Origin of the sequence: Kitasatospora herbaricolor (assembly GCF_030813695.1) — a bacterium.
In the GTDB taxonomy this organism is placed as follows: Bacteria; Actinomycetota; Actinomycetes; order Streptomycetales; family Streptomycetaceae; genus Kitasatospora; species Kitasatospora herbaricolor.
The window spans coordinates 5,297,470-5,323,813 of sequence record NZ_JAUSVA010000002.1 but is presented as its reverse complement, the minus strand read 5'-3'; the positions used below and the strand labels follow the sequence as shown (position 1 = coordinate 5,323,813).

General features: G+C 73.9%; 25 protein-coding genes. 9 read left to right on the top strand and 16 right to left on the bottom strand.

Annotation, left to right across the window (positions count from 1 at the left end):
• Window positions 1–70: 70 nt before the first annotated feature.
• Window positions 71–2,866 (bottom strand): PKD domain-containing protein, encoded by a 2,796-nt coding sequence (locus tag J2S46_RS23680; protein WP_191290695.1) that lies wholly within the window; start codon window positions 2,864–2,866, stop codon window positions 71–73.
• A 400-nt stretch (window positions 2,867–3,266) separates the two neighbouring features.
• Between J2S46_RS23680 and J2S46_RS23675 the strand changes: the two genes are divergently transcribed.
• From J2S46_RS23675 to J2S46_RS23665, 3 genes are read left to right on the top strand one after another with little or no spacing between them, the layout of a single operon-like run.
• Window positions 3,267–3,656 (top strand): hypothetical protein, encoded by a 390-nt coding sequence (locus J2S46_RS23675; protein WP_191290694.1) that lies wholly within the window; start codon window positions 3,267–3,269, stop codon window positions 3,654–3,656.
• A 22-nt stretch (window positions 3,657–3,678) separates the two neighbouring features.
• Window positions 3,679–4,365, top strand: coding sequence for a hypothetical protein (locus J2S46_RS23670; protein WP_191290693.1), 687 nt, complete (start codon window positions 3,679–3,681; stop codon window positions 4,363–4,365).
• 41 nt (window positions 4,366–4,406) lie between these two features.
• On the top strand, window positions 4,407–5,045 hold the full coding sequence (locus tag J2S46_RS23665) for a GNAT family N-acetyltransferase (protein ID WP_191290692.1): 639 nt from the start codon (window positions 4,407–4,409) through the stop codon (window positions 5,043–5,045).
• 28 nt (window positions 5,046–5,073) lie between these two features.
• Here the strand turns inward: J2S46_RS23665 and J2S46_RS23660 are convergent, their stop codons facing one another.
• On the bottom strand, window positions 5,074–5,442 hold the full coding sequence (locus tag J2S46_RS23660) for an ATP-binding protein (protein ID WP_191290691.1): 369 nt from the start codon (window positions 5,440–5,442) through the stop codon (window positions 5,074–5,076).
• Between J2S46_RS23660 and J2S46_RS23655 the strand changes: the two genes are divergently transcribed.
• Both J2S46_RS23655 and J2S46_RS23650 read left to right on the top strand, forming a co-directional pair.
• On the top strand, window positions 5,338–5,571 hold the full coding sequence (locus J2S46_RS23655) for a Scr1 family TA system antitoxin-like transcriptional regulator (protein ID WP_229912831.1): 234 nt from the start codon (window positions 5,338–5,340) through the stop codon (window positions 5,569–5,571). The genes J2S46_RS23660 and J2S46_RS23655 overlap by 105 nt on opposite strands.
• 10 nt (window positions 5,572–5,581) lie before the next feature.
• The gene (locus tag J2S46_RS23650; RefSeq protein ID WP_191290690.1) at window positions 5,582–5,770 is read left to right on the top strand and encodes a DUF397 domain-containing protein; all 189 of its coding nucleotides are present in this window, start codon (window positions 5,582–5,584) and stop codon (window positions 5,768–5,770) included.
• 17 nt (window positions 5,771–5,787) lie between these two features.
• Here the strand turns inward: J2S46_RS23650 and J2S46_RS23645 are convergent, their stop codons facing one another.
• From J2S46_RS23645 to J2S46_RS23605, 9 genes are all read right to left on the bottom strand, one after another.
• On the bottom strand, window positions 5,788–6,606 hold the full coding sequence (locus tag J2S46_RS23645) for a transglutaminase-like domain-containing protein (RefSeq protein WP_191290689.1): 819 nt from the start codon (window positions 6,604–6,606) through the stop codon (window positions 5,788–5,790).
• 118 nt (window positions 6,607–6,724) lie between these two features.
• Window positions 6,725–7,246, bottom strand: a complete 522-nt coding sequence (locus J2S46_RS23640; protein WP_191290688.1) for a hypothetical protein — start codon at window positions 7,244–7,246, stop codon at window positions 6,725–6,727.
• Window positions 7,247–7,345: 99 nt separating this feature from the next.
• On the bottom strand, window positions 7,346–8,635 hold the full coding sequence (locus J2S46_RS23635) for a geranylgeranyl reductase family protein (RefSeq protein WP_073924141.1): 1,290 nt from the start codon (window positions 8,633–8,635) through the stop codon (window positions 7,346–7,348).
• 201 nt (window positions 8,636–8,836) lie between these two features.
• On the bottom strand, window positions 8,837–9,529 hold the full coding sequence (locus J2S46_RS23630) for a demethylmenaquinone methyltransferase (RefSeq protein WP_191290687.1): 693 nt from the start codon (window positions 9,527–9,529) through the stop codon (window positions 8,837–8,839).
• 101 nt (window positions 9,530–9,630) lie between these two features.
• Window positions 9,631–10,224 (bottom strand): hypothetical protein, encoded by a 594-nt coding sequence (locus J2S46_RS23625; protein ID WP_191290686.1) that lies wholly within the window; start codon window positions 10,222–10,224, stop codon window positions 9,631–9,633.
• Window positions 10,225–10,610: 386 nt separating this feature from the next.
• Window positions 10,611–11,240, bottom strand: coding sequence for an amidohydrolase family protein (locus J2S46_RS23620; protein WP_191290685.1), 630 nt, complete (start codon window positions 11,238–11,240; stop codon window positions 10,611–10,613).
• A 15-nt stretch (window positions 11,241–11,255) separates the two neighbouring features.
• Complete coding sequence (gene mqnC, locus J2S46_RS23615) at window positions 11,256–12,476, bottom strand: cyclic dehypoxanthinyl futalosine synthase (RefSeq protein WP_229912823.1); 1,221 nt, start codon at window positions 12,474–12,476, stop codon at window positions 11,256–11,258.
• 114 nt (window positions 12,477–12,590) lie between these two features.
• Window positions 12,591–14,276 carry a serine/threonine-protein kinase gene (locus J2S46_RS23610; protein ID WP_191290684.1) on the bottom strand — a complete coding sequence of 562 codons (1,686 nt, stop codon included), beginning with the start codon at window positions 14,274–14,276 and terminating at the stop codon, window positions 12,591–12,593.
• 154 nt (window positions 14,277–14,430) lie between these two features.
• Complete coding sequence (locus tag J2S46_RS23605; RefSeq protein ID WP_229912822.1) at window positions 14,431–15,324, bottom strand: menaquinone biosynthetic enzyme MqnA/MqnD family protein; 894 nt, start codon at window positions 15,322–15,324, stop codon at window positions 14,431–14,433.
• 321 nt (window positions 15,325–15,645) lie between these two features.
• On the opposite strand from J2S46_RS23605, the gene J2S46_RS23600 reads away from it, so the two are divergent.
• The gene (locus tag J2S46_RS23600; RefSeq protein ID WP_057227626.1) at window positions 15,646–15,849 is read left to right on the top strand and encodes a cold-shock protein; all 204 of its coding nucleotides are present in this window, start codon (window positions 15,646–15,648) and stop codon (window positions 15,847–15,849) included.
• A 235-nt stretch (window positions 15,850–16,084) separates the two neighbouring features.
• Here J2S46_RS23600 and J2S46_RS23595 read toward each other — a convergent pair whose 3' ends face one another.
• Window positions 16,085–17,428 (bottom strand): dicarboxylate/amino acid:cation symporter, encoded by a 1,344-nt coding sequence (locus J2S46_RS23595; RefSeq protein WP_191290683.1) that lies wholly within the window; start codon window positions 17,426–17,428, stop codon window positions 16,085–16,087.
• A gap of 398 nt (window positions 17,429–17,826) precedes the next feature.
• Here J2S46_RS23595 and J2S46_RS23590 point away from each other — a divergent pair, with 398 nt between their 5' ends.
• Window positions 17,827–19,032 (top strand): MFS transporter, encoded by a 1,206-nt coding sequence (locus tag J2S46_RS23590; protein ID WP_191290682.1) that lies wholly within the window; start codon window positions 17,827–17,829, stop codon window positions 19,030–19,032.
• A 254-nt stretch (window positions 19,033–19,286) separates the two neighbouring features.
• Window positions 19,287–21,440: a transglycosylase domain-containing protein gene (locus tag J2S46_RS23585; RefSeq protein ID WP_229912821.1), complete on the top strand. Its 2,154-nt coding sequence runs from the start codon at window positions 19,287–19,289 to the stop codon at window positions 21,438–21,440.
• Window positions 21,441–21,466: 26 nt separating this feature from the next.
• On the opposite strand, the gene J2S46_RS23580 is transcribed toward J2S46_RS23585, so the two are convergent.
• From J2S46_RS23580 to J2S46_RS23565, 4 genes are all read right to left on the bottom strand, one after another.
• Window positions 21,467–22,438, bottom strand: coding sequence for a LacI family DNA-binding transcriptional regulator (locus J2S46_RS23580; RefSeq protein WP_191290680.1), 972 nt, complete (start codon window positions 22,436–22,438; stop codon window positions 21,467–21,469).
• Window positions 22,439–22,515: 77 nt separating this feature from the next.
• Window positions 22,516–22,938, bottom strand: a complete 423-nt coding sequence (locus J2S46_RS23575) for a DUF4229 domain-containing protein (protein WP_229912820.1) — start codon at window positions 22,936–22,938, stop codon at window positions 22,516–22,518.
• 133 nt (window positions 22,939–23,071) lie between these two features.
• Window positions 23,072–23,599 carry a GNAT family N-acetyltransferase gene (locus J2S46_RS23570; protein WP_191290678.1) on the bottom strand — a complete coding sequence of 176 codons (528 nt, stop codon included), beginning with the start codon at window positions 23,597–23,599 and terminating at the stop codon, window positions 23,072–23,074.
• Window positions 23,600–23,718: 119 nt separating this feature from the next.
• Window positions 23,719–25,071, bottom strand: coding sequence for an MFS transporter (locus J2S46_RS23565; protein WP_370882228.1), 1,353 nt, complete (start codon window positions 25,069–25,071; stop codon window positions 23,719–23,721).
• Between the two features lie 126 nt (window positions 25,072–25,197).
• Between J2S46_RS23565 and J2S46_RS23560 the strand changes: the two genes are divergently transcribed.
• Window positions 25,198–26,205, top strand: a complete 1,008-nt coding sequence (locus J2S46_RS23560; protein WP_191290676.1) for a GlxA family transcriptional regulator — start codon at window positions 25,198–25,200, stop codon at window positions 26,203–26,205.
• The last annotated feature ends 139 nt before the right edge of the window (window positions 26,206–26,344 follow it).

Below are 26,344 nucleotides of genomic sequence, written 5' to 3'. Positions count from 1 at the left end.
GGGAACGGCCCGAGGGGGCGCGAGCGGTTGCCCGCGCCCCCTCGGGCCGTTTCCGTGCGGTGCGGACGGGTCAGGCGTTGGTGAAGTAGCCGAAGAGGTCGGCGATCACGTGGGTGCTGCCGTAGGAGCCGTTGCGCAGGTCGAGGCGGCCGCCCGTGCCGAGCGGCACCTGGGCGTGGTTGGAGGCGGTGGCGCCGGCCGTGAAGTTGAGGCTGCTGGTGCCGGGGACGGCGGCGCCGTCCGGGTAGGCGGTCAGGTGGCCGTCCACGGCGGGGCCGGTCACGGTCAGGTTGAACACGCCGGCGACGGCGTCGGCCGGCACGGTGGCCGCCCCGCCCACCTGGACCGGGAGCGTGCCGTAGGCGCCCAGCGGGGTGCCGGGGCCGGTGCGGGTGTCGGTCAGCCGGGTCGGCGGGACGGGCGTGAAGAGGCCCTTGCCGCCCGGGCCGTAGTACCCGGCGACGTCGGCGATCACGTGCGTGCCGCCCGAGTTGTTGAAGATCTCGACCTTGCCGTCCGGCCCGACCGGGACGATCACCTGGTTCGGGACGGTCTGCCCCGGGGCGAAGTTGAGGTTGGAGGTGCCGGGCCGCCCGCTCTGGCCGCCGGGGCGGACGGCGAGGTAGCCGGTGTCGGTGGGCTCGGTCGCGGTGACGTTGAGCACCACCGCGCTGACGTCGGCCGGGATCCCGGCGGCGCCGGCGATCTGGACCGGTACCGAGGCGCCCGGGCCGACCTTGGCGCCGGCGCCCTGGCGGGTGTCGAGCAGCCGGGCGGGGGTCAGCGGGGTGAACCTGTCGGTGGCGCCCGGCTTGTAGTAGCCGAAGAGGTCGACCACCACGTCCACGGTGCCGCTGTGGTTGGTGATCGAGAACTCGCCGCTCGGGACGGTGACCAGGTTGGCGACCGTCCGGCCCGGGCCGACGTTCAGGTTGGACGTCCCGCTCGGCCGGGCGCCCCACGGCAGGACGTCCAGGTGGGTCTCGGCGGTCGCGTTGACGGCGGTGACGTTCAGGACGGTGGCGGTGGCGCCGGACGGCGTGTAGGCCGAGAACGAGCGGGTCTCACCGGGCTTGAGGGGGTTCAGGCCCACCATGCTCGGCACCCGGGTGTCTTCGAGCCGGTGGGGCGTCACGGCGACGTAGCCGGCCGGGTCGTACGCCGGGCTGACGGTCGTCGTGGCGGAGGCGGTGCGCCCGGCCGCGTCCGTCAGGGTCACCGTGACGGGGTAGCTGCCCGGTGCGCTGTAGGTGTGCGACACGTAGTCGGAGGCCGCCTTCAGCACCGGGGTCCCGTCGCCGAAGTCGATCGTCCGGTCGGTGATCTCCCACGGGTCGGTGCTCGCCCGGGTGTCGACGGTGTAGCCGAGGAGCCGGAAGTCCGGGGTGACCGTGAGGACCGGCCGCAGCGGCCCGGGGTCGCCGACCACGACCCGGCCCGCGGTGGCTCCGTCGGCGGCGGTCAGGCTGGCGAGCTGCTGGCCGGTGTCGTCGCCGGCCGTCACGACCAGTTGGTAGGTGCCCTTGGTGGTGTAGGTGTGCGGCACCGTCGTCGCCGTCGTCACCACCGGCGCGCTGCCGTCGCCGAAGTCGTAGGAGTACGTCGGCGAGGTCGGCCAGGAGTTGCGCGCGGTCACGGTCGCGTTCACCGCGAGCGGGTAGGGCCCCTTTCGGAAGTCCAGGCTCGCGACGATCTCGGTGAGGCCCAGGAACTCGTAGGCGCCGCGGTCGCGGGCCGTCCCCTGCGGGCCGCTGTCGGCGACCTTCGGGTCGTCCGCGACCCGGTGCCCGAGCAGGTCGGTGGCGAGCACTCCGGGCGCCGTCGGGTCGGCGGAGTCGATCCCCGGGGACCCCTCCTCCAGCCGGTTCGGCAGGTTGGCCCCGCTGAAGGCCGGCGTGTCGTCGATGTCGTGCGCGCCCTGGCCGGTGGCGGCCCGGAAGGCCGGCAGGTCGTGGAGCCGGCCGGCCCAGGCGTACGCCGCCGGGGCCGCCCCGGTGAGGTTGTAGTCGACCCTGGTGCCGCTCGCCGACCCGGCCGAGACCGCGATCTGCGCGGCGTCGGGGGCGTTGGCCGTGCCGTTCCCGCTGATGACGTTGTTCATCAGCACCGCCCCGGTGGAGGCGCCGGCCAGCACCACGCCCGAGCCGGTGGTGCCGGTCACCGTGTTGCTGGTGACGACGGTGCCGGGCGCGTCGGTCACGGATATCCCCGCGGCGCCCTGGGTCCGGCCGATGTCGTTGGTCGTGACGACCGCCCCCTGGACGCCCGCGCCGATCGACACGCCGCCCGTGTTCCACAGGCTGCCACGGCTGATCGTGACGCCGGCGCAGGCGCCGGTGACGGCGACGGCCGCCGGCTTGCGCGGGTCCGCCGTGTAACTGCCCCACACCGCCAGCCGGTCCATCGTGACCGCCGACGAGTTCGTGACGGTGACCTGCTCGTCCTTCGACAGCAGGTACATGCCGGTGAGGTCGACGTCGTGCACGCCGTTGAGCGTGAAGGCGTGCGAGGTGGCCCCGGCCCCGAACTCCGCGCCGACCCGGACGTCGGGAGCACGCCCCGGCACGGCCGGCACCGTACCGGTGAAGGTGATCGGACGGCCCGGCGTCCCCGAACGGGTCAGGTCGACCTGCTCGGCGTAGCTCCCCTGGCCGATCCGTACGGTCTGGCCGGGCTGGACGACCTTGGCGGCGGCGCCGATGGTGCAGAAGGGCACGTCCTTGGTCCCCGTGCCGGCGTCCGAACAGGCGGGATGACTCCTGGTCACGTACAGCGTGGTCGTCTCGGCGGTGGCCGCCGGAACCGGTAGGCCGAGGACGGCCGTGAGAGCCGCGGCGGTGAGGCCGACGGCGGAACGAAGTCGCACGATGTGCTTTCCCCCCGGATGAAGTGACGCCCTGCCGGCTCCGTCCGGGCGCGCCGTCGTCCCCCGCGGGGCAGGGACGGCCGCGGGATCCCCCCTTGGGCCCGGGCGGCGGCGAACGTCGGGCCGCAGGTCATGGACCGTCAGCCGGATGTGCCGTCGATCGACCCCCGGGCGGCCGCAGTCGGACGAACGCCATCCTGACATGGCATTTGAACATGTTCAACAGTCATTTCGCCCCATCGGCGGTGAAGTTACCCCCGCCGAACGGCCGGACCGCCGGAGCAATCCGGCGGATTCCGGCGCAGTGTCACCCAATTCCACCCGTGACCCGTGGCGGTCGCAGCGCTAGCGTGGGCCCATGAAGCCGCCCCGGCGCCCCGATGCGAGGTAGTGCACCACCATGCCCTTCAGTGATCCCGACAGCTCCCCGGCCGACCATCAGCCGAAGGACTACATCGGCCTCGCCACCGTCGAGATCAAGGGCCTGACCAGAGCGGCCACCTACCCCCGGCTGGATCTCGCGCTGGACGCCCTGGGCCGGTCCCTGCGCGCCCTGCCGCTCTCCGCACAGGACCACCTGACCTTCCAGGAGTTCCTCTCCCCCGCCGGCCGCCGCCGGATAGCCCAGCACCTGATCAGGACGGGCGAGACCCGCACCCTGGCCTTCCTCGGCACCGACGCCCACACCGTACGGATCAGGGCCACCAACCCGCCCCGCCCCGGCGCGGACGACCCGTGCGCCGCGTCCTGGCGCCCGGCCTCGGCGCCCTCCTGGCCCACCGTCGCCTGACCGGCCCGGCAGGATGGGACGCATGACCGTCACCCACACCTGGAGCTACGAGGAGACGGAACTCGCCTGGCTGCGGGCCGCCCTGGCCCCCTCCGACGACCGGCCCGGCCACGTGGTCGCCGAACTCGTCCCCGGCGGCTTCGCGGCCTACCTGCGGATCTTCCACCGGTTCGAGACCGCCGACGGCTCCGGCCGCACCCGCCGCTGGCGGGACCTGGCACAGGAGAGCGGTGCGCTCTTCCACGGCGAGCTGTCGCACCACCGGCTGCTGGGCGCCGACGGACCGGACGGCCGGCCGCTCTGGCAGCCGGTCGACGGGGAGCCCGACGCAGGCAGCCGGCAGGCCCTGGTGCGCGCGCTCGCCGGGACGACCGGGGGCCGGCCGGTGTTCTTCGGCTACGACCTGGCCCTGCTCGTCCGGGGCGCCGACGGGCCGGCCGTCCGGAGCTCCCCGCCGGACCGGCCGGAGTCCGTACGAGCAGACATGACGGACAGCCACGCGTACCTGGTGGGGCCCGAGTTCTGGTGGCCGCAGGACCGCAGCTGGGTCGTCACCAGCGACTACGACCTGGTCTCCGGCTACATCGGCTGCTCGGCCGAGCCGGCGGAGCGGATCCTCGCCGAACCCGGGATCGAGGCCCTGCCGGTGACCCTGCGGACCAGGGTCGATTTCTCCTCCGACCAACTGAACCGACCCTCCGAGATGTAAGCTACCAACACGACTAGGATCTATTACACGGGGTGGTCGCAATGGCGTCGGAACTGGCACGGGCATGGGTGACGGGCTGGGTGGCCTCCCGGGCGACCGCCGCCCCGGTCGAGGAGCCCTGGGGCCTGCGGATCGAGGTCGGCCACCCCAAGCAGGCGACCAGGCACGTCCTGTTCGACACCGACGGGAACACCGTCCGCGAGCTCGCCGGGACCATCACCGCCCCCACCACCTGGATCAAGGCCTTCGTGGAACCGGGGACGATAGCCCCCCACCTCTCCCCCGCCGACTGGACGGAGGACATCCCCGGCTTCCTGATGGCCGCGGACCTCCGCCCCGCCGCCGTGAGCACCCCCGACGGCTACACCCTCAGCAGCGAGACCACCCACGGCGTCACCCGGGTCCGGATCCTCGCCCCGGACGGCTCGCTCGCCGCCCGCGGCCAGATCGCCCCCACCGGCGCCACCGCCGTCGTCGACCAGGTCGAGACCGACCCCGCCCACCGGCGCCGCGGCCTGGGCACGGTCGTGATGCGCAGCCTCGGCAACACCGCCCTGGCCCGAGGCGCCGACACCGGCATCCTCGGCGCCACCATCGAGGGCCGTGCCCTGTACGAGTCGCTGGGCTGGACCGTCCGGGCCCCGCTCGCCGGCTTCGTCTACCGGGCCACGGGCGCCTGAGGGGCCGGCCCGAACGCCCGGCACGGCCTCAGGCGCGTGCCACGACGAGGTGACACCACGCCGTCTTCCCGCCCACGCTGGGCGTCTTGACGCCCCACCGGTCCGCCGGTGCGTTGACCAGGAACATCCCCCGGCCACCCCCTCTGGACGCGCTGACCGGCAGCGCCTCCACCGGTCCGGTCCCCGGATCGGCCACCGCGATGTGCAGCCGTCGCGCCCGCAGTTCGAGTACCACGGTCGGCGGACCGCCATGGATCAGCGCATTGGTCACCAGTCGAACATCACCATTCGAGTGGTGACGTTCGAATCCCCTGGCTTCTCCGGCGCCGGGCAGGCCGTCCTCTACGCGGGAGGTGAAGTGCCACGGCTCGACACCGTCCAGGTCGATTCCGTTCACGGGCCCATGTTCCTGGACGACACGAACCAACTGCGCAACTACCGGGACATCCTGGACGACATGGCAGGCCTGGCGCTCAGCCCCTCGGATTCGATCGTCTTCATGGACTCCCTCCTGAAGGAACTCTGAAAGGCACACCATGGAGCAGCTCAACTGGGTGACGCCGTCGGTCTGCGGTGCGGGCAACAACTGCCCCGAGGTGGCGATCACCACCGACGCCGTCTTCGTCCGCAGCAATCTGACGCCTGACGCCCCGGCCGCCCGCCTGACCCACCAGGAGTGGCGCGACCTGGTGGACGGCATATCCAAGGGCGAGTTCAACGTGTGACCGCCCCGGACGCGCCGCTACGCCCCCGCCCGCCAGTGCCCCAGGACCGGCTCCGCGAGCAGTCGGGCCGGGCCGCAGAGGGCCTGGCCGTGGCGGGCGAACAGGTCGTCGCGGGAGTCGAAGTGGCCCAGGTCGGCGCGGACGTAGGCGGAGAGGTCGCAGGTCGACCCGGGCCCGGCGGCCGGGCAGCGGGTCGCGCCGTCCCAGTCGACGGCCGTCCTGGCGAGTGCTTCGAAGAGGGTCTCGGCGCCGGAGTTGGTGAAACCGCCGCCGGGGCGCTCGCCGAGCTCGTCCAGGCCGCCGAAGAGTTCGGAGACGGGCAGCCAGGGCGCGGCGGGGTGGTCGAGCGGCGACAGGCCGGGCAGGTGGAACTCGGGCCAGGCCAGCAGGATCCGGTCCGGGACGAGCTGGTGCAGCCGGGGGAAGCGCGGGTACCAGAAGGCGCCGTCCACCAGCAGGCCGCGGACCCGGGTGGGGACTGCGGCGGCCCGGGCGACGGCCTCCAGGACGGCCAGCCGCTGGCTGCAGGAGCCGCGCCCGAGGCGGAGCACCTTGGAGGCCGGCCGCTCGTCCTGCACGGAGTACACCGGGCGGACGGCGGTGGCGATCAGGCGGTGGGCCCGGCGCAGGGCCGCGAGCTGCCCGGCCGGTCCGTCGGTGGCCCCGGGGGCCGTGGGCGTCCCGATGCGCCCGGCCAGTGCGGTGACCAGCGGGTGCCGCCGGTCGAGGATCCGCGTGGGCTCCGTGCTCCCGTTCACCGCCAACCCGGCGGACGCGGCCCTGGCGGTGGCGAGGGCGCGCGTGCGGCCCCGCGGTCGGAGAAGCGAGCTCGTCATGGCCGACGACCTTTCGTCCAGGGTCCGCCGTACTTGGCACCAGCTACCATGACAGGAAAATTGAACACGTTCAACCATGGTCGGGGCGCCGCTGCCCTGGCCGAACACCGTTCGGGCGTCAGGAATTCGGCTGATCCCGGTGCGCCGCGACCCTGGCCCCGGCCCCGTCCGCCTGCCGGGCGAGAAGCCAGTCGGCGGCCTCCAGCAGGCCGGTGACCGCGTCGGACGGGGACTCGTGGACCCAGCCGTCCATCTCCTCCGAGTGGTCGCCGCGGCAGTCGTCCCGGTCGCAGCCGGCCAGCACCTCGGCATGGACCTCCCACGGCGGCCCGGGGGTGATGTCCCAGAGGCAGCGGCGCGGGACGTACAGCCCCAGGGTCCAGTTGAGCGCGGGCGTCCCCACCAGGGCGAAGACACCGGCGAGGTGGATCCCCTCGACCCGGCGGAACCACAGGCCGCCCCCGGTCCGCCTGCCGTGCTCGTCGGCGGTCGCGTCCGGCCCCGCGCCCAACCGGGCGGCCAGGCGGCGGACCCGCGCGTCCGCCTCGGCGAGCAGCGGCCGGAACGCGGCCAGTTGCCCCTGGTCCGCCTCCGGGAAGACCCACCGGATGTCGCCCCGGTCGAGCGCGATCGCCTCCATCCGGCCGAGTCTGCCCGGTGCCCGTCCCGGTGCCAAGCCTCCTCCGGGCGCCGCCCGGGCGCCGCCGCCGGCGTGACGGCGGCGGCCCCGGGCCCGTCGTCAGGCGTTCGGCGCGACCTTCGCCAGGCCGTTGATGATGCGGTCCATCGCGTCGCCGCCCTGCGGGTCCGTCAGGTTGGCGAGCATCTTGAGGGTGAACTTCATCAGCATCGGGTGGGTCAGCCCGCGCTGGGTGGCGAGCTGCATGATCTTCGGGTTGCCGATCAGCTTCACGAAGGCCCGGCCGAGCGTGTAGTAGCCGCCGTAGACGTCCTTCAGGACCCGAGGGTAGGCCTCCAGGGCGCGCTCGCGGCCGGCCGGGGTGAGGCGGGCGTGCGCCTGGACGATGACGCCGGCGGCGAGCTGGCCGGATTCCATCGCGTAGGCGATGCCCTCGCCGTTGAACGGGTTGACCATGCCGCCGGCGTCGCCGACCAGCAGCAGGCCACGGGTGTAGTGCGGCTGGCGGTTGAAGGCCATCGGGAGGGCGGCGCCGCGGATCGGGTCGGTCATGTTCTCCGGCGTGTAGCCCCACTCCTCGGGCATGCCGGCGCACCAGGCCTTGAGCACCTCGCGCCAGTCCAGCTCGCCGAAGGCGGGCGAGGAGTTGAGGATGCCGAGGCCGACGTTGGAGGTGCCGTCGCCCATGCCGAAGACCCAGCCGTAGCCGGGGAGCTGCTGCTTGCCGCCGTTGCGGGTGTCCCACAGCTCCAGCCACGACTCCAGGTAGTCGTCGTCGTGGCGCGGCGAGGTGAAGTACGTCCGGTAGGCGACGCCCATCGGGCGGTCCTCGCGGCGGTGCAGGCCCATCGCGAGGGAGAGCCGGGTGGAGTTGCCGTCGGCGGCGACCACCAGCGGGGCGCGGAAGGTGACGGCGCGCTTGTCCTCGCCGAGCTTGGCGGTGACGCCGACGATCCGGCCGGTCCGGTCGTCCAGGACCGGCCCGCTGACGTTGCAGCGCTCGTACAGCCGGGCGCCGGCCTTCTCGGCCTGACGGACCAGCAGCTCGTCGAAGTCGGCCCGCTTGCGGACCAGGCCGTAGTCGGGGAACGAGGACAGCTCCGGCCAGTCCAGCTCCAGCCGGACGCCGCCGCCGATGATCCGCAGGCCCTTGTTGTGCAGCCAGCCGTTGTCGGTGGAGACGTCGATGCCCATGTCGACGAGCTGCTTGGTGGCGCGCGGGGTGAGGCCGTCGCCGCAGACCTTCTCGCGCGGGAACTCGGTCTTCTCCAGCAGCAGGACGTCCAGGCCGGCCTGGGCCAGGTAGTACGCGGTGGTGGAGCCTGCCGGCCCGGCGCCGACCACGATGACGTCCGCCGTGCTCTCCACGGGGCTGTCCGGCTTCGTCAGATCGGCTGCGGTGTCGGTCACGGCGGGCACTCTCCTGGGAACTGCGACGGTGGCTCGGGCTGCCTGGCCCTCGCAGTCTAGTTGCCGCCCTCCGGTGGGCTCCGGAGGGCGGCGCCGGGTCGTCCCCGCCGCGCCGGGAAGGACCGCCGCGCGAATGACGGCCCACCGCGCGGATGACGGCCGCCGCGCGGGAGACGGACCTCAGGCCTTGAAACCCCGGTGCAGCGCCACGATGCCGCCGGTCAGGTTGCGCCAGGCCACCTTCGACCAGCCGGCCTCCTGCAGCAGCGTGGCCAGGCCGGGCTGGTCGGGCCAGGCGCGGATCGACTCGGCGAGGTAGACGTACGCGTCCGGGTTGCTGCTGACCGCGGTGGCAACCGGCGGCAGCGCCCGCATCAGGTACTCGGTGTAGACCGTCCGGAAGGGCGTCCAGGTCGGCGTGGAGAACTCGCAGATGACGATCTTTCCGCCGGGCTTGGTGACCCGCTGCATCTCGCTCAGCGCCGCGCCGGTGTCCTGCACGTTGCGCAGCGCGAAGGAGATCGTCACGGCGTCGAAGGAGGCGTCCGCGAACGGCAGCTTGGTGGCGTCGCCCGCGGTGAGCGGCAGTTCGGGGTGACGGCGCTTGCCCTCGCCGAGCATCCCGACGGAGAAGTCGCAGGGCACGACCCTGGCGCCGGACTCCAGGAACGGCAGCGAGGAGGTACCGGTGCCGGCCCCGAGGTCGAGGATCGTGTCGCCCCGCTCGGCGCCGACGGCCTCGGCCACCGCCCGCCGCCAGGCGCGCGCCTGGCCGAGGGAGAGCACATCGTTCGTACGGTCGTACTTGGCCGCGACGTCGTCGAACATCGCGGCGACTTCGTGCGGCTGCTTGTCCAGAGAGGCTCGGGTCACGCCCCCATTGTTCACCCTCCCGCCGACAGGACCGGCCAGGGGGCGCCACCGGGTGCCGGACCGCCCCGCGCGGGGCCGCCCGGCGCCGGGCGTCATGGGGCTCAGTGCAGGGCCCGCCGGCCGCCCTTGCGGCGGCGCCGGGAGCGCTTGCCGTGGGTTATCGCCGGCATGCCGTCGGCCAGTGCCTCGGTGGCGAAGGCCACGGTGGTGCGGACCCGGCCTGCGCCGAAGCGGGCGGCCTGCGCGGCCCGGGCCCGGCGGTGGCGGACGATCCGCAGCACGCAGAGCAGGAACAGCACCACGGCGACCGGCACGCTGGCACGGGCCAGTCCGACGCCGGCCGGCTGCGGGTAGGTGTCGCCGCAGAGGCGGACGGCGCCCGGGTCGTCGGCGGCGTGCTCCAGGCAGACGGAGTCCCCGACCGCGGCGGAGTCCTGCAGCGGCAGGGCGGCGGCGGTGTGCTGCTGGCCGCCGGCCCGGTAGGTGACCGAACTGTAGGAGCCGCTGCCGGTCGACAGCTGGGTGACCGTCCCCTGCACCTGGACCGGGTTGGCGCCGATCCGGTCGGCCTGCTCGGCCTGGCGCCAGCCGAGCAGGCACATGCCGACGGCCAGCACGGCGCTGAGCACCGCCGCCAGATACCAACCACGGCCCAACCGCGGGGAGCGCGGCGGGAGGACGGTCGCGGGTCGCATGGTTCCTGTCCTGGCTTGCCTGAACGGGGCCTGGGACGGGCCCCTGCCACCCGGGGCCGGGTGGTGTGGTGAGGGTACGGAGTGAGCTGTCCGGGATCGTATCCGCTGGCGGGCCCTCAGGTCACGGCGAAGGGGGAATCAGGGGCTCCGGCCCGCAGCGGAGTTAGGACGTTCGCGAAGGTTCCCGCCGGATTGCGAAGGTTCCCGGTGGATTCTGCGGGGCTTTCGACGGCGGGCAGCACCCCGCACCTGCGACAGTGCCCGGCCCGGCACCCCTGGTCCGGGCCGGGGCCTCGGGCGGGACGCGGGGACCGGGCCGGCACGGCGGGACGCGGGGACCGGGCCGGTGCGGGCGAAGTGGGCTGGGGCAGGCCGGCCGGACGGCCTCAGCGGCGCCGGTGGAGCAGCCGGCCGGCCAGCACGGTGGCGAGACAGCCGCCCGTCCGGTTCCCCTCGGCGTCCAGCTCCAGCACGGTGAGATCGGCCCGTCCGCCGGTCGTCAGCGAACCGTGGGCGGCCTCGGCCGGCGAGAGCCCGGCCCCGGCGCCGAGCGGGTCCAGCGGGCCCCGCGCACCGTCACCGGGCAGCGCCAGCAGGCCGGAGCGGGTGACCGCGGTCCGGACCGAGGGGCGTTCGAACGGGCCGGCCACCGCCGTGACACCGTGCCCGAGCATCCGCTGCAGCCCGCGCCGGGCGCTGGCGCCCCACCGGGCCTCGTCCAGCCCCAGCCGCGCCAGTGCCGGCCCGTGCAGCGGCTCGGTGCCGATCTCCTCGCGCGGGTCCGGGTGGTAGGCGCACTCCAGCAGCCAGTGGCCGTACGGATTGCGCAGACCGGGCGTCAGCAGGCCGCCCCACTCCCGGGTGCGGGCGGCCGGGAAGGCGGCGGCCAGCTCCCGGTACGGGCCCAGCCCGGCGATCCGGTCGCCCTGCACCACCACCGCCCCGTCGGCGATCGGCGGGGCGGTGAGGTCCGCCGGGGCGGGCAGCAGCAGGGTGGCCCGGTGCAGGGTCAGCATCGGCAGGGGCCCGGGTCAGTTGGTGGAGAGGATCTTCAGCTCGGGGTGCGCCGTGCCGCCCTCGATCGCGGTGGAGGCGATGTGCGAGGCGACCCGCGGGTCCACCGGGTCATGGGCCGGGTCGTCCAGCACCCGCAGGTGCTCGTAGGTGGTGGAGCGCTGCGCGGGGGTGCGGTCGGCGGCCCGGATCAGGTGGATCAGCTCGGTGAGGTTGGAGCGGTGCTTGGCACCGGCCGCCGAGACGACGTTCTCCTCCAGCATGACCGAGCCCAGGTCGTCGGCGCCGTAGTGCAGCGACAGCTGGCCGGCCTCCTTGCCGGTGGTCAGCCAGGAGCCCTGGATGTGGGCCACGTTGTCGAGGAAGAGCCGGGCGATGGCGATCATCCGGAGGTACTCGAAGACGGTGGCCTGGGTGGAGCCCTTGAGGTGGTTGTTCTGCGGCTGGTAGGTGTACGGGATGAAGGCCCGGAAGCCGCCCGTGCGGTCCTGCACGTCGCGGATCATCCGCAGGTGCTCGATCCGCTCGGCGTTGGTCTCCCCGGTACCCATCAGCATGGTGGAGGTGGACTCGACACCGAGCTTGTGGGAGGTCTCCATGATCTCCAGCCAGCGCTCGCCGGACTCCTTGAGCGGGGCGATCGCCTTGCGCGGCCGCTCGGGCAGCAGCTCGGCGCCGGCGCCGGCGAAGGAGTCCAGGCCCGCCCGGTGGATCCGGGTGATGGCCTCCTCCACGGAGACCTTGGAGATCCGGGCCATGTGCTCGACCTCGGAGGCGCCCAGCGAGTGGATCACCAGCTGGGGGAAGTCCGCCTTGATGGCGGCGAACGCGGTCTCGTAGTACTCGACGCCGTAGTCCGGGTGGTGGCCGCCCTGGAACATGATCTGGGTGCCGCCCAGCTCGACCGTCTCCGCGCAGCGGCGCAGGATCTCGTCGAGGTCGCGGGACCAGCCCTTGTCGCTCTTCGGCGCCACGTAGAAGGCGCAGAACTTGCACGCCGTCACGCAGACGTTGGTGTAGTTGATGTTGCGTTCGATGATGTACGTCGCGATGTGCTCGGTACCGGCGTAGCGACGGCGGCGGACGGCGTCGGCCGCCGATCCCAGCGCGTGCAGCGGCGCCGAGCGGTACAGCGCCAGGGCCTCCTCGGGGCTGATCCTGCCACCGGCGGCCGCCCGGTCGAGGACGGCCTGCAGGTCGGTGCTGGGCGCATCGAGGATCGCTGCGAGCTCGGACACCTGGCGGCCTTCTCTCTCTCGGTGGTACTGCGCTGCGGTACTGCTGGTGGGCGCGGGACTGAGCCGCACCGGGGACGACCGGACCAGCCTACGCCAGAGGTTTCCGGCGCCCGGTCAGCCCTTGCGCGACAGGTCGCCGGAGGGGTCGGAGCCCATCGCGGCGCCGGTCACCTCCAGGTGCAGGCGGCCGTCCGCGGCGAGCGTGTAGGTCTGGCGCTCGGGCTGTCCGGTGCACTCCGGGGTGGCCTCGGCGGGGGCCTCCTGGATCACCAGCGTGCGGGCCTCGGCCGACACCAGGGTGCCGTTGCCCCGGCAGACGGTGCTGCTGAAGTGCGAGGCGTTGCTGGTGCGGGCGACCACCTGGCCGACGGCGCCGGGCACGAACTCGACCCGGAAGGTGCTGGGCAGCGGGACGATCTTGGTGGTGATGTCCCCCTCCCAACCGCCCAGGAAACCCGCCGGCACGGCGCTCGGCCCGCCCGGCGCCGGGCTCCCCGACACGGGCGGCGGCAGGCTGCCGGCCGGGGCCGAGGGGCTCGGCCCGGTGGTCCAGGAGGTCGACCAGCCGGTGGTGAAGGAGGTGACGCCGGTCGTCACCCGGGCGGTCGTGCCGGGCGTGCCGTCACCCAGGGGGGTGCCGCCGCCACCCGTGGAGTCACGGAGCTTGACGCCGCCGTAGACCAGCAGCGGTACGGCCAGCACGGCGAGGGCCACCAGCAGCGCCGTCCGCTTCGCCCTTCCGGTGACGGGCCGTTCGTCGGCCGGTTCGGCTCCGGGCGACCCGGCTCCCGGCCGAGCGGCGCCGGGCGATGTGCCGCCCCGCGCCACGGATCCCAGCGGTACGGCGCCCGGCGGCACCGCGTCGGCCGGGGCCGGCCCGGTGCCGGCCGGCGCCTCCGGGTCCAGCTCCAGCAGCTCGACCGCGCTCCGGCCGACGGCCTCGGCCACCGCCGGCGGCAGCCAGGCCGCCTGCCGCAGCCGGACGGTGCCGCCCCCGGCACCCGACAGCAGCTCCCGCAGCCGGCCGGGGGACGGCCGGGACGCCGGGTCCTTGGCCAGGCAGTCGCGGACGATCGCGCCCAGCCCGGCGTCCAGCCCGGTCAGCTCCGGCTCCTCGTGCAGCACCCGGTAGAGCAGGACGGCCGCGCTCACCCCGTCGCCGAACGGCGCCGCGCCGGTGGCCGCGTAGGCGAGCACCGCGCCCAGCGAGAAGACGTCGCTGGGCGGCCCCGCCACCGCGCCCCGGGCCTGTTCGGGCGACATGTAGCCGGGCGAGCCGACCACGAAGCCGGACTGGGTGAGCCCGGTCGCGGCGTCCAGCGCCCGGGCGATGCCGAAGTCGATCAGGCGCGGCCCGTCCAGAGTGAGCAGCACGTTCGACGGCTTGACGTCGCGGTGCACCAACCCCTGGGCGTGGACGTGAGCCAGCGCCTCGGCGAGGCCCGCACCCATCGCCCGGACGGCCGCCGCGGGCAGCGGGCCGAAGTCCCGTACGGCGGCGCCGAGGGCGGGGCCCGCGACGTAGCCGGTGGCGACCCACGGGTGGGCGCCCTCGGTGTCGGCGTCCAGCACGGGGGCCGTCCAGGCGCCGCCGACCAGCCGGGCCGCCGCGACCTCCTGGCGGAACCGGGCGCGGAACTCCGGGTCCTCGGCCAGCTCGCCGCGCACCACCTTGACGGCCACCGTCCGGCCGCCGGCGGTGCGGCCCAGGTAGACCCGGCCCATGCCGCCGGCGCCGAGCCGCCGCAGCAGCCGGTACTCGCCGATCCGTGCCGGATCGTCAGATCCCAGTGGTTCCATCCCCCGCGCTCCCCTCAACGGCCGGCCGACAGCACGACGGTACCGGTGACGGAGCGCGGGGCAGCCGCCGGCGGCGGCGCGACCCGTCCTGGCGGCCGGCGCGGGCGGGCCGATCGAGGGCGCGGGTGCGGGCCGGTGGGGCGGTTCAGGCGGTTCAGGCGGTCGGGACGGCCTCCAGCAGGCGGACGGCGACGTCCGGCGCGAAGCCGCTGTCGTGGCCGACCCGGCGGGCGAACTCGGCGATGCCGGCGAGCTGCCGCTCGCCGAGCGAGTAGTCCAGGGCCTCGGTGAAGTACCGCTCCAGCAGCGCCGCGTCGAACTCCTCCCAGCGGGCCGCCTGCTCGGCGACCTGGCCGGCCTCGGCCAGCGAGAGGTCGCGGGACTCCAGGAAGGCCCGGTGGACGGCGGCGACCGCCTCCGGCCGGCTCTCCACGAAGTCCCGGCGGGCCGCCCAGACCGCGAAGACGAAGGGCAGGCCGGTCCACTCCTTCCACATCTCGCCGAGGTCGTGCACCGCCAGCCCCTGCGAGGGCGCCTGCTCCAGCGAGGCCCGCAGCGCGGGGTCGCCGATCAGGACGGCGGCGTCGGCCCGGGCGAGCATCGCGTCCAGGTCCGGCGGGCTGCTGAAGTACTCGGGGCGGACGCCCTCGCGCTCCTCCAGCAGCAGCTGGGCCAGCCGGACGGAGGTGCGGCTGGTGGAGCCGAGGGCGACCTTGCGGCCGTCCAGGTCGGCGAGCGGCACCTTGCTCACGATCACGCAGGACATCACCGGGCCGTCGCTGCCGACCGCGATGTCGGGCAGCACCACCAGCTCGTCCGCGTGCCGCAGGTACTCGACGCAGGTGATCGGGCCGATGTCGAGCGAGCCGGCCACCAGCAGGTCGCTGAGCTTCTCCGGGGTGTCCTTGGTGAGGTCCAGATCGAGCAGGTTGCCGGTCCGCGCCAGGCCCCAGTAGAGGGGCAGGCAGTTCAGGAACTGAATATGTCCGACCCGGGGCCTGACCGGTACGGCCGACGCTGCCGGGGCACTCCCATCCCGCACTGCCACTGCTCGCTCCTCTGCTGTTCGTACTCTCTCCGCAGGGTATGCCCGGGGCTCCCCGGAGCCTTCACCGGCCGCCCGACACGCCCTGTCCGCACCTCAAGTCACCCCTGGTCGCCACCACGACCGCGTGCTAGCGTTGCCCTCAGTTGCAGTTTGATTCCCCTTGCAGTACTTGAAGCCTGCGGAGCATGTAACCGCAGGCTTTTTGTAGTTTTTCAGCAATATCGAAAAACTCCGGACCCACTCCGGAGGCGGGGCGATCAGCGCAGCGGACCGGGTGCCACGCGGTGTGGCACCCAATACGTCCCTCGCAAGGAGAACGGCATGGCTCAGGGAACCGTCAAGTGGTTCAACGCTGAGAAGGGCTTCGGCTTCATCGCCCAGGAGGGCGGCGGCCCCGACGTCTTCGTCCACTACTCCGCCATCAACGCGAACGGTTTCCGCTCGCTGGAGGAGAACCAGGCGGTCAGCTTCGACGTCACCCAGGGCCCGAAGGGCCCGCAGGCGGAGAACGTCACCGCTATCTGACCATCCTCATGATGTTCTGATCGCTCGGGACCCGACTGGGTCCGACGGTGGCCCTCACTGCCGCCACCATGAGCACAACGAGCAGCACCCAAGGGGGCTCGCCACGTCCTGGACGCGGCGGGCCCCCTGCCTCGTGTCCGGCGGCGGGCGAACCGCTCCGGCCGGCAGCAGCCCGCGAGCCCGCTCCCCGTCGGGGGAGCGGGCTCGCGGGCTGTCGCGGGCGGGGCCGGGGTGGTCAGGCCGCGGCGGGCACCTTCTCGCCGGCCTGGGCCGGCACGGGGACCGGCGCCTCGGCGTACAGGTCACCCGTCGGGTTGTTGTAGGCCACCAGGTCGAGGGTCTTCTCGCGGGCCGCCACCAGGATCGGCACGACCGCCTGCCCGGCCACGTTGGTGGCGGTGCGCACCATGTCCAGGATCGGGTCGATGGCCAGCAGCAGACCGACGCCCTCCAGGGGCAGGCCCAAGGTGGAGAGGGTCAGGGTCAGCATCACGATGGCGCCGGTCAGACCGGCGGTGGCGGCGGAGCCGATCACCGAGACGAAGGCGATCAGCAGGTAGTCACCGATGCCGAGGTGGACGCCGTAGACCTGGGCGACGAAGATCGCGGCCAGCGAGGGGTAGATCGCGGCGCAGCCGTCCATCTTGGTGGTGGCCCCGAACGGGACGGCGAAGCTGGCGTAGTCGCTCGGGACGCCGAGGCGCTCGGTGACGCGGCGGGTGACCGGCAGGGTGCCGACCGAGGAGCGCGAGACGAAGGCCAGCTGGATGGCGGGCCAGGCGCCCTTGAAGAAGTTGAGCGGGTTGAGGCCGCCGACGAACTTCAGGAGCAGGGAGTAGACCACGAACAGCACCAGGGCGCAGCCGACGTAGACGTCCGCGGTGAGGGTGGCGAAGGGCTCCAGCAGGTCCCAGCCGTACTTGGCGACGGACTTGCCGATCAGGCCGAGGGTGCCGAGCGGGGAGAGCCGGATGACCCACCACAGGGCGGTCTGGGTGAGCTCCAGGACGGTCTCGTTGAGCTTGAGGACCGGGGCGGCCTTGTCGCCGAGCTTGATGATCGCGGCGCCGACCACGACCGCCAGGAAGACGATCTGCAGGACGTTCACCTCGGTGAACGAGGTGACGATGTTGGTCGGGATGATGCCGGTCAGGAAGTCGACCCAGGTGCCGGAGGACTTGGGTGCCTTCAGCCCCTCGGTGGAGAGGTCGGTGCCCTGGCCGGGGTTGGTGAGCAGGCCCAGGCCCAGGCCGATCGCGACGGCGATCAGCGAGGTGATCAGGAACCAGAGCAGGGTCCGGCCGGCCAGCCGGGCGGCGTTGGTGACGTTGCGCAGGTTGGCGACGCTCACCACGATCGCGGTGAAGACCAGCGGCGGGACGGCCAGCTTGAGCAGCTGGACGAAGATCTTGCCGATGGTCTCCAGGGTGGTGGCCAGCCAGGAGATGTCGGCGGTCCGGGCGAGGTAGCCGAGGGCGACGCCGAGCACGAGGCCGGCGACGATCTGGACCCAGAAGGGGGTCTTCCGGACCCGGGTGAGCAGGGAGGGCGACGCGGTGGCGTCGGGCGCTGCGGACATGGCGGTGCGGCTCCGGGGGAGGGAGTGCGGAACGGGGAGGGGAGACGGGGAGGCGGCACGGCGCGGATCCGGCACCTCGGGGGAGGTGCCTCGGGGCGTGCCGCCTAGATACAGCTGCCGGCGCGACAGGCGCGCGGGCCGTCCACAGCACCGGACAGGCGCATGCCGGCCGCGGGCGTCGAGCCCTGGCCCTGCATTCGGGGTGCGCCTGTGGTGGTCATGAGCGGAACATTAGCAGTAAAGCTTTGAGATGTTCAAAGCACATGTTTGAGATGCGGGCACGAACCAAGCTGACGCCCCATCACATCCGCCCCCGACGGCTCGATTGACCCCGTCCGGTTATACGTATAACTTTGAGTACCGTCCTCCCGCCCCCTGCCCACCGGAGACCCGCCCCCATGGGCTACCTCGCCCTGCTCCGTGCCCCGCACGTCACCCGACTCCTGCTCGGCACCCTGCTCGGGCGCCTCCCGGCCGGCATGACCGCCCTCGTGATCGCCCTCGCCCTGCGTGACGCCGGCGCCCCGTACGGACGGATCGGCCTGGCCACCGCCGCGTACGCGATCGCCGCCGCCGTCGGCGGGCCCGTCCTCGGCCGGATCGTCGACCGCACCGGCCAGCCCCGGGTACTGCTCAGCGCGGCCGTGGTCGCCGGGCTCGGGTACGCCCTGCTCGCCCTCGCCCCGGGCTCGCCCGTCGCCGCCACCGTCGGCGCCGCCGTCGCCGGTCTCGCCATGCCCCCGCTGGAGCCCTGCCTGCGCGCCCTGTGGCCCGCCGTGGTCGAGGAGGAGCAGCTGGACACCGCGTACGCCTTCGACTCCGCCGCCCAGCAGATCCTCTACGTCGCCGGACCGCTCGCGGTGGCCGGCATCGCCGCCGCCTTCAGCCCCGTCACCGCGCTGTGGACGGCCGCCGGACTCGGCCTGGCCGGCGCCCTGGTGGTCGCCACCGCCGCACCCGCCCGCGCCTGGCAGGCCCCGCCGCGCGCGCAGTCCGCCGGGCTGCTGGGCCCGCTGCGCTCGCCCGGCCTGGTGCTGCTGCTGATCGGCCTGGCCGGCGCCGGCTGGACGGTCGGCTCGCAGAACGTGCTCTTCATCGCCTACGCCGAGCAGCACAGCGGCGTCCCCGGCGGCGCGGGCACGCTGCTCGCCCTGGCCGCCGTCGGCGGGCTGGCCGGCGCGCTGGTGTACGGCGCGGTCAAGTGGCGCAGCGGCACCGCCACCCGGACCTGGGTGATGGCCCTCGGGATGGCCGCCGCCTACCTGCCGCTGCTGCTGCTCCCCGGCCCGGCGGCGTTCTGCGCGCTGGCGCTGCTCTCCGGCATCGGGCTGGCCCCCCTGCTGGCGGCCGCCTTCGTGCTGATCGCCGAACTGGCGCCGGCCGGCACGGTCACCGAGGCCTTCGCCTGGCTGATCACCCTGTTCGCGACCGGCAACGCGCTCGGCTACGCGGTCTCGGGGGCACTGGTGGACACCTCGCTGCGCGCGGTCGCGCTCTGCGCCGTCGGCGGGATCGGGCTCGGCGGGCTGCTGCTGTTCGGCGCCCGGGGCTGGTTCCGGCCGGCGCCCGCGCCGGTGCTCACGCGGCCCGTTCCGGTGGGGTGAGTCCCGGCCGCCCGGCGGGCCGCCGACCGGCGGCGTGAGACCGCGTCACCGGAGCCCCTGGGGCGGAAGGTTGAGCCGGTGAAGTTGTCGCAGGTTTGTGACAGCCGTGTGCGAACACTTGTCCCCGTGTGCGGCGCGGGTGGACATAGTGTTCGGGCATGGCACCGACGCGCCCCCCGAGGCCCGACTCCTCCGAGACCCCACGACTCAGAGCAGACCGCGGGAGCGCGGCACTCCGCCACACCCGCCACGGAGTGACCTTCCTGACGGTCAGTGTGCTGTCCGGCGTCCTGTTGGCCGGCATGGCGCTGCCCGCCGTCGGCGCGCTCGGGCTCACCGCCAAGAACACCGCCGACAGTTTCGACAGCATCCCGGACGAGTTCAAGACCCCGGCGCTCGCCCAGGCGACCCAGATATTCGACGCCAAGGGCGGCCTGATAGCCAAGGTGTACGAGCGCGACCGGACGGTGCTGACCGCCGAGCAGATGGCGCCGATCATGCGCCGGGCCCAGGTCGACATCGAGGACGCCCGCTTCTACGAGCACGGCGCGGTAGACCTCAAGGGCGTGCTCCGTGCGGCCAGCAAGAACGCCGAGAGCGGCAGCACCGTCCAGGGCGCGTCCACACTCACCCAGCAGTACGTGAAGAACGTCAACGTGGAGAAGGCCGGCGACGACGTGGCGGCCGTCCGGGAGGCGCAGCGCAAGACCCTGGGTCGCAAGATCCAGGAGCTGAAGTACGCCATCAAGCTGGAGGAGGACCTGACCAAGGACCAGATCCTCACCAACTACCTCAACATCACGTACTACGGGAACGGCGCCTACGGCGTCGAGGCCGCCTCCCAGCGCTACTTCGGCAAGAGCAACAAGGACCTCACCGTCCCCGAGGCCGCCACCCTGGCCGGCCTGGTGCAGAACCCCTCCCAGTACGACCCCAAGCTGCACCCGCAGGCGGCGCAGAAGCGCCGCGACGTGGTGATCGACAAGCTGCTGGAGAACAAGCACATCACCGCGGACCAGGCCAAGGAGGCCAAGGCCGCCCCGCTCGGGCTGGCCTTCCACCCCCCGCGCAACGGCTGCATCACCGCCCAGGCGGGGATGGGCTTCTTCTGCGACTACGTCCGGCACGTGGTGAAGCAGGACCCGGCCTTCGGCAAGAGCGCCGCCGAGCGCAAGAAGTTCTGGGACCAGGGCGGCCTGAACATCTACACCACCCTCGACCCGGACAAGCAGGCCGCCGCGCAGGACGCCGTGAGCAGCAACGTCAGGGTCACCGACCCCGTCTCGGCCGCCGCCACCATGATCGAACCCGGCAGCGGGAAGATCCTGGCGATGGCGCAGACCCGCCCCTACGGCCTGGACCCGGGCAAGAACGAGACCGTCGTCAACTACAACGTCGACGCGGCGATGGGCGGCGGCAACGGGTTCCAGCCCGGGTCGACCTTCAAGCCGGTGGTCGCGGCGGCGGCGCTGGAGGCCGGGCTCCCGGCGACCCAGTCGTACCCGGCGCCGAACCGGATCGACTACCCGACCATGAAGACCTGCGACGGCACCTGGAAGAACCTCGCCACCGGCAAGGAGCGGAGCGTCCCCAACGAGTCGGCCAAGGAGATCGGCCCGTACCAGCTGAAGGAGGCGATGGCCCTGTCGGTCAACACCTACTTCGTGCAGATGGAGCAGGAGATCGGGCTCTGCCCGGTCAAGCAGATGGCCAACAAGCTCGGCATCGGCGCCAAGGCCAGCGGCAAGCCGCTGGAGGAGGTGCCCGCGATGGCGCTGGGCGTGGAGGAGGTCAGCCCGCTGACCATGGCGAACGTCTACGCGACCTTCGCCGCCCGCGGCGTCTACTGCTCCCCGCTCTCGATCAACAAGATCACCCGGGTGGACGGCCGGGACGTCCCGGTGCCGCCCGCCTCCTGCAACCAGGTGATCTCGCAGCTGACCGCCGACACCCTGACCACCGTCCTGAACGGTGTGACCGAGAAGGGCACGGGCGCCGACCTCGGTCTGAGCGACCGGCGGCAGATCGCCGGCAAGACCGGTACCTCGGACCAGAAGAAGGCCGCCTGGTTCGACGGCTACACCCCGCAGCTGGCCACCGCCGTCTGGCTCGGCGGCCCCGCCGGCGGCGTCGAGATGCGGAACATCACCATCAACGGGGAGTTCACCCGCGAGGTCTTCGGCGCCACCGGCCCCGGCCCGATCTGGCGCGACGCCATGAACCAGGCACTGCGCGGCGCCCCCAAGGAGCCGCTGAACATGATCTACATCCCCGACCCGCCGCCGCGGACCGACCCGAAGTCCACCACCGGCCCGGCGGCCAGCCCGGGCGCCACCGACGCGACGCCCTCCCCCGGTGCCTCGCAGCGCCGGCCGCGCGGCACCGGGAAGCCGACCGAGCAGCCGTAGCCCGGCCGGATCAGGGCCCGGCGGGATCAGGGCCCGGCGGGAGCGGTCGACGAGCGCAGGACCAGTCCGGTGGCCAGTGCGGCCACCGGGCTGACCGGCTCGCCGCGCAGCAGTCCGGCCAGCGCCGCCAGGCCGACCCGGCCGAGCTCCTCGCCGGGCAGGTCGACCGTGGTCAGCGGCGGCGCGAGCAGGCCGGCCACCGGGATGTTGTCGATGCCGACCACCGAGACGTCCCCCGGGATCCGCAGCCCCAGCTCGGCCGCCGCCTGGTAGACCCCCGAGGCCACCACGTCGTCGTCGCAGATCACCGCGCGCGGCCGGTCCGCCCGGCCGAGCAGCTCGTACGCGGCGGCGCGGGCCGCCGGCTGCCCCAGGTTGAGGCTGACGCCCAGCTCCAGCACGTCCAGGCCGAGCTCCGCCGCGGCCCGCTCGAAGGCCTCCTGCCGGACCCGGAAGGTGTAGGCGCAGTGGTTGGAGCGCAGGTGGCCGATCCGGCGGTGGCCGAGCCCGGCGAGGTGGCCGACGGCGTCCCGCATGCCGCCGGCGACGTCCAGCTCCACGGTCGGCCGGCCCGGGTCGGTGCCCGGGTCGGCGTCCAGGAACACCACGGGGGTGTCGGCGGGCAGCTCCCCGAGCTGGCTGTCGTCCGGCGAGCAGATCAGCAGGCCGTCGAAGCGGCTGGTGGTGGCGGCCTCGGCGAGGGTGGCGCTGCCCCAGCCGGAGCTGACCACCACGGCCAGCCCGTGCCGTCCGGCTTCCTCGTGCACCCCCATCAGGACCCGGCCGAAGAACGGGCCGAGGATGTTCGGCACGGCGAGCAGGATCATCCCGCTGCGGCCCAGCCGCAGCTGGCGCCCGGCGGCCTGCGGCCGGTAGCCCAGCCCGCGGGCGGCCGCCCGGACCCGCTCCCTGGTCGCCTCCGACACCCGGTGGCCCGCCTCCGAGCCGGAGAACACCAGCGAGACCGTCGCCTGGGAGACACCGGCGAGCCGGGCCACGTCCCGCCCGGTCGGCCGGCGCGGCGCCGACCCGGGGCGGCCGGCCTGCGGAGTCCCGTCCGGGGGCACGGAATCGGTCAGTTCTGCGCGGCGGCGGAGCGCGCCGCGTCGTCGGCGGCGTCCTCCTCGGCGTTCTGGGCGGCGATCCGGTCGGCGGTCCTGCTGCGCAGCCGGCCGCTCACCTTGTCGGCGATCTGCGCCGACATCTGGTCCCGCTGCTTGCTGAGCAGGACGTAGCTCAGCGGCGCCGAGACCAGGGCCGCGAGCAGCACGAGGAAGACGTAGCCGGACGCGCCGGCCACCGGGATGATCCCGAAGTGGCCCAGCAGCAGGGCGAGCAGCAGGCAGCCGAGGAAGATGCTGGCCCGCATGGAGGTGTAGCGGAGCGTGGCGTGCGCGGTGCTGAGCGGCGGGGCGCCGATCGGCGCGGCGGCGTCCGACGGCGGGCTGCTCGGCGACTGGCTGCTCCGGGGCTGGCTGCTCAGCGGCTTGCTGCTCACGAGGGGCATCCTTACTGCACGGGTGGGTCCGGTCCGGTCTCCCAGTGAAGCATGCCGTGCCGGGCGGGCGGGGTACGCCCCCGCCCGGCGCCGGGCCCGGGGCCGCCCCACGCCCGGCCGGCCCCGCGCCCGGTCAGGCCAGGCCGCGCCAGAAGGTGATGTCGTCACGGTCGTCGCCGGGGGCGACCCGGATGGCGCCCGGCACCCGGCCCACCTCCTGGTAGCCGCAGCGCCGGTAGAAGGACTCCAGGCCGAGGCCGCCGCGGGCCGTCAGCCGCAGGCCGTCCAGTCCCCACCCGCGGGCGGTCCGCTCGGCCTCGGCCATCAGTTCGACGCCGTACCCGCGCCCCTGGAAGTCGGGGTGGACCATGACCCGCTTGAGCATCCGCCAGTGCTCCATCAGCGGGAAGCGCATCGACTCGAAGAAGAGCAGGCCGGCGATCCGGCCCGTCCCGCCGTCGTGGGCGACCAGCAGCCGGTCCGGGCCGGCCTCCCCGGCCCCGGCGAACTGCTTCTCGGCGGTGGCCAGGACGTCCGCCGGGGTGACCGGCGGGACGAAGCCGACGGCGCCGCCGGCGTTGGTGACGTCCGCCCACAGCCGGACGATGCCGTCGCGCAGCTCAGGGGTGAGATCGGGGTCCAGGGTGAAACTCAGCGTCATGGTCGATCATCCTAGGAACCCTTACCAAGGCCGGGGCACGGGCGTACGGCCGGGTGACCGGCGTACGCGCGGGCCCGGGGCCCACCGGGCCCGCCCGGCCCCGGGCCCCGGCCCACCGGTCAGGCCGGCGCCACCACCGGCAGCGCGGGCGCGGGGCGCCGGCGCAGCGCCAGGCAGAGCAGCACGGCCACGGCGCAGAGCCCGCCGGCCGCGTACCAGGCCAGGTCGTAGTTGCCGAACGCGTCCCGGGACAGACCCGCCAGGGCCGCCACCGCCGCGGCGCCGATCTGGTGCGCGGCCAGCACCCAGCCGAAGACGATCGGCGCGTCGGGCCCGAAGTGCTGGCGGCAGAGCGCGACGGTCGGCGGCACGGTGGCGACCCAGTCCAGCCCGTAGAAGATCACGAAGGCCAGGATCGGCGGCTTCAGGGAGCCGGCGAACAGCTGCGGCAGGAAGAGCAGCGAGATCCCGCGCAGCGCGTAGTACGCGATCAGCAGCTTGCGGGAGTCGAAGCGGTCGGTGAACCAGCCGCTGGCGATCGTGCCCACCACGTCGAAGACCCCGACCAGGGCCAGCAGGCCCGCCGCCGTGGTGACCGGCATGCCGTGGTCGTGCGCGGCCGGGACGAAGTGGGTGCCGACCAGGCCGGCGGTGGTCGCGCCGCAGATCGCGAAGGACCCGGCGAGCAGCCAGAACGCCTTGCTTCGGGCGGCCTCCCGCAGCACCCGCAGCGAGCGGGCCAGCGCGCTGCCCCCGGTCACCGGCACGGGCGGGGCCTCGGTCGCCCCGTACGGGAGCAGGCCGACGTCGGCCGGGCACTCCCGCATCAGCAGCAGCACCGGGACGGCCACCACGGTGGCGGCCAGCGAGACCACGACCACCGCCGTCCGCCAGCCGTGCTGCTCGACGAGCGCGGCCAGCAGCGGCATGAAGATCAGGTTGCCGGCGGCGCCGCCGGCCGTCAGCACCCCGGTGACCAGCCCCTGCCGGGCCTGGAACCAGCGGCCCGAGACGGTGGTGGCGAAGGCGCCGGCCATCGACCCGCTGCCGAGGCCTACCAGCACGCCCCAGCAGAGGACGAGCTGCCAGCTCTGCGTCATCAGGATGGTCAGCCCGGCGCCGGTCGAGATGGTCAGCAGCGCGCAGACCACCACCAGCCGGACCCCGAAGCGGTCCATCAGCGCGGCGGCGAACGGCGCGGTCAGCCCGTACAGCGTGAGGTTGACGGAGACGGCGCTCGCGATGGTGGCGTGCGACCAGCCGAACTCGCTGTTCAGCGCGTCCATCATCAGGCCGGGGGTGGAGCGGAAACCGGCCGAGCCGACCAGGACGAGCAGGGCCACGCCCGCCACGACCCAGGCGTAGTGCGGCCGGGACGCCCGGCGGCCGCCGGGGCCGGGGGCGGTGCCGGCGGGGATGTCGGCGGGGACGGGCTGGGCGACGGGGGCGCGGCGGGTGGTCGGTTCGGTCACAGAGCCGAGTGTCCCGAAGGCGGCCGGCCCCCACGAGTGGCCTGACTGCCAGGTTTCGTCAGGATCGGGCCACCGCTCTCCGCCTCCGTGTGGCAGCATCGGGAGTCTCGACGAGGGGAGCCCGCCATGAGCGCCGCACACCGCGGGGCACCGCACCGGGTGGCGGTGCTGGCCCTGGACCGCGTGATCGCCTTCGAGCTCGCCATCCCCTCGCGGATCTTCGAGTCCGCCAAGGCCCCGGACGGCGCCCCGCTCTACCAGGTGGACACCTGCACCCTGGACGGCGGCCCGGTCGCGACCAGCTCCGACTTCCGGATCAGCGTCGACCACGGCCCCGAACTCCTGGAGCGGGCCGACACCGTGGTGATCCCGGCCGCGGCCGGGATCACGGACGCCTGGGCGACGGCCGGCCCGCCGCCCGGCACGGCCGCCGCCCTCGCCCGGGTCCGGCCCGGGACGCGGCTGGTGTCGATCTGCACCGGCGCGTTCGTCCTGGCCGCGGCCGGACTGCTGGACGGTCGTCCGGCCACCACGCACTGGCGGCACACCGAGCAGTTCGCCGCCCTGTTCCCGCAGGTCCGGCTGGATCCCGACGTGCTGTTCACCGACGACGGGGACGTACTCACCTCCGGCGGGGTGGCGGCCGGCGTCGACCTCTGCCTCCACCTGGTACGACGCGACCACGGGAGCGCCGTCGCCAACGCCGTCGCCCGGACCTGCATCGTGCCGCCGTGGCGCGAGGGTGGCCAGAAGCAGTACGTCGAGATGCCCCGGCCGGTGACCGTTACGGCCGGGCCGGGCACCGCCGCCGTCCGGGCCTGGGCCCTCGAACACCTGGACGAGCCGCTGGCGCTGCGCGAGCTGGCCGCCCGGGCCGGGACGAGCGTGCGCACCTTCACCCGCCGGTTCCGCGAGGAGACCGGGAGCAGCCCGGGCCAGTGGCTGACGCTCCAGCGCACCGAGCGGGCCCGGCAGCTGCTGGAACGGACCGACCTGACCATCGACCAGGTGGCACGGGAGTCCGGATTCGGGACGGCGGCCTCGCTGCGGCTGCAGCTGCGCGGGCGGCTGGACGTGGCGCCCAGCGCCTACCGGCGGACCTTCCGCGAGGTCGGAGGCCCACGCCCGGCCTGAGCGGGCGGCACGCGGGTGCCCTCCGGGGCAGTGGGCGGGTGCCGGCCGCGGGTTGGACGGCGGCGCGCCGTGCGCACCCCGAGCACGGCACGGCCGACCGCCGTCCAACCGCGATGCACGGGCCCTGAACCCGCGCCGA